This is a genomic window from Glutamicibacter sp. BW77, from assembly GCF_002332285.1.
Lineage (GTDB): Bacteria > Actinomycetota > Actinomycetes > Actinomycetales > Micrococcaceae > Glutamicibacter > Glutamicibacter bergerei.
In genome coordinates this window covers 1-2,904 of sequence record NZ_NRGT01000089.1, presented here as the reverse complement: position 1 = coordinate 2,904, position 2,904 = coordinate 1, and the positions used below count along the sequence as shown (strand labels likewise).

General features: G+C 53.0%; 2 protein-coding genes. Both read right to left on the bottom strand.

The annotated features are described in order from the left end of the window. Nucleotides 1-1,139 (bottom strand): IS481 family transposase (locus tag CIK74_RS18140; protein ID WP_096257833.1); only part of this gene is annotated, 1,139 nt, incomplete at its 3' end. A 700-nt stretch (nt 1,140-1,839) separates the two neighbouring features. Next, nucleotides 1,840-2,781 (bottom strand): glycosyltransferase 61 family protein, encoded by a 942-nt coding sequence (locus tag CIK74_RS18130; RefSeq protein WP_096257831.1) that lies wholly within the window; start codon nt 2,779-2,781, stop codon nt 1,840-1,842. Nucleotides 2,782-2,904 lie beyond the last annotated feature (123 nt).

Here is a 2,904-nt window from a genome sequence, read left to right as displayed (position 1 = left end):
TTGTTCGGCTGTCCACTAATCAAGGCTAACCCCACCGTCAGTAGGCTGGGGCTACCGGTGTAGTTTTCAACCTTCGTACGCCCCAACGCCTGAAGCCCATCATCCACTACGTCCCCCGGAACCAAATCCGCCTTCGCAGCCAGAGCCTTGTCCAAGTACGACTGGGCTTTGGCCTGTAGCCGGGCAATATCGATGGCCACGCCATCCGAACCTCGATGATCACCGGCTTCCCACGCCTGGGCCGGGGTCAGGTACGTGTGCCCTACTTTCAGCGCCTGGTGGCGCCGACGGTGGTTATAGTGATTCCGATACTGCTCCAACAACGTGGAAAGCTCCGTCAGGTTATGTGGTGCATGCGCGTCGAGGAACCGGGTCAAGGTATTATGGCTGCGTTCGTTCTTGCCTTGAGTTTGCGGATGGCTGAACCGGCCCGTAATCGCTTCGCAGCCCACGCTAGCCAAGAATATTTCAGTCTGGTTCTCCAGGCCCTGCCGAGAAAGATTGAAAGCACCACCATTGTCGCTGAGAAGTTGTTGCGGCACCCCATACTCCGCGAACGCTGCCTTGAGCGTTTCCATCGCATCTTGCGCGTTCTCCATTTGCTCAAAGCACCGCGTACCCACATCGAATCGGGAGCCGTCATCAATGAGCTGATAGATCATCGCCTTGGTCGCGTCCTGGTCGAACAATCGATATTCCAGTCCGTCGATCTGCCACATTTCCATCGGATGCGAACGGGCGAAGCGCAGCCATGATTTACGGGGGCGTTTGCGCGGGTTTCGCTTGGTCACTCCTGCCTCGGCAAGGATCCTGCCGATCGTGGCCACCGAGGGGCGTAGCTCACCGAACTCCTGAGTATCAAGGCTTTCGAACCAGATAGATAAGGGCCCGTTGTCCCACCCGTCCTTGGCCAGACGCTTGCGGATGCGTAGGACCGTGGTTTTGGTTTGGTCGCTGTAGATGCGCCGGCCTGTTTTCGGGGCTCTGGAGTGCGGGTTGAGCGCTTTGTTCCCTTCGGCAACGAATCGCTCTTTGACTTTGTAGTAGGAGGGTCTGCTGATTCCCAGATCCTTGCAGAACTGCGAGATACTCAAGGAGTCTGGCAGGCCCGGATCGAACTCGATGATTTGGCGGCGTATCGACGCCGATAATGAATTTGACCCGTTTAATTATCAAATTGATCGCTGACCAGAACGGGCCTGCCAGCATGTCTTGCTACCTGTCAGCGATGTGCTGATACATCCTGTAAGCGATGTTGTGAGTCAGGGTGTAAGCGATGTTCTGAGAGAGGACATACCAGGTGGCCGGACTTGCGGTACCGACTAGCCGCATTCAGCCATCAAGCGTGTGAGCGTGTGGACAGGGATCAGTTTCCCTCACGCAGCTCAAGCCTTACAGGTGACTCGCAAGTCCCCGGCGACAGGATCAACGAAGTGGCGTACGGAGACGGTGCATGCATTGACTCTTTGCCGACCCACTTGGCGGGCCCTGCGGACGTTGGTGGGCTGATCCGTGGTCGCTGGGGCATTGAGAACAGGTTGCGTTGGCTCCGGGAGGCGACGTGGAACGAGGATAGGTCACAAGTGAGGAGGGTTGTCGCACCGCAGGTGACGGTGACCTTCCGGAGGAGGGCCGTTACCTTGTTGAAGCAGTGTGGTCACCGGAAATTTGCGAGGGCGAGGAGGAGGTTTCGGAATCAGCCGGCGACGGTGTTAGCTATGGTTGGGTTCATGTTCGCTCGCCGGCTTTGCAGACGCCCTTGCTGGAATCACGAGATAGTGGTGCTGAATCGCAATATTGAAGGCTCTGAGAGCGCTAAATACCATAATCGTCTATAATTTAGAGTAAACCTTCCATCAGGGCCGCAGTCCGCTTTATGTCTCTACCTTCATGGTCAGTGACCAGTGGGACAAAAGCCGAACTTCTGCCTGATGCTCCGTCAATCAGTAGTTGATTGGCAAGTGCCCTCCGCGGGGACCTCTGATCGCCGATTTCTAGCACTTTAGTTTTGGCATGCGAAAAGGCGGAGACATGTAGTGCAGATCCAGAAACACCAGCCAGTATCGAAGCGTTTGCTGCGAGATCGAGCTGTTCTGCTATCGAGATAGTTTCGGGATAGAAAATGTTAAATCCAAGGTCTTTCATCAACGAATCTAGTCTGACGTCGCCTTGAATCGCCCTAGGGTCAGAACCTAGGCGTGACCTGGAAAGAAATACTTTCATAGCTGGTCTTCCAGACACGGAGATCCTCTTCCAAACATCGACCGCTTGCGGAGCGCAGGATTTATTCAAAATCACGGATCGCTGCGGTACGATTAACTCTTCTACGATACACCCTTGTCGTGAAATGAGGATTGGCAAGCGCATTCCTAGCTGGTTCAAGAAATCATGTTGCCACTGTAACTTGGTGGAGCCAAATATGAATGGGTGAAACAATATTCCGTCGATATCACCTATTCTTGGCCACAAAGTGGTCAACGATTCTGAGATGAAATGTCCAAAATGATTCATCCAATGTCCACCGTAGAGCCAGCGCCCACTCAAGGAATTAAATCCGGCATGCCCATTTATGACTGAAGGATCTTCAGATACGACTATTTCACCGCTAGCCCGCTGGGATGACGGCAGCAATCGGCCGTTCTGATAAACTGCACCCGAAATCATTCGGCGTTTACCGTCGAGGTTTGTAACATTGAAGGGTGTCACCGTTGCGTCACTTACAGACATCATAGAAACATCGTTACTTAAAGTTGGTTCTGGAGTAATCCATGAAGATTGCATTTAGCGCTCTATTCTTTCAAATCTAATTGCGATATTCGGTGTTCATAAGTGACATCCGTTTTTGCTACGACAGCAAACATAAATTTAGTGTATCCCTACGACCCTTCTATGTCTCTAATGGAT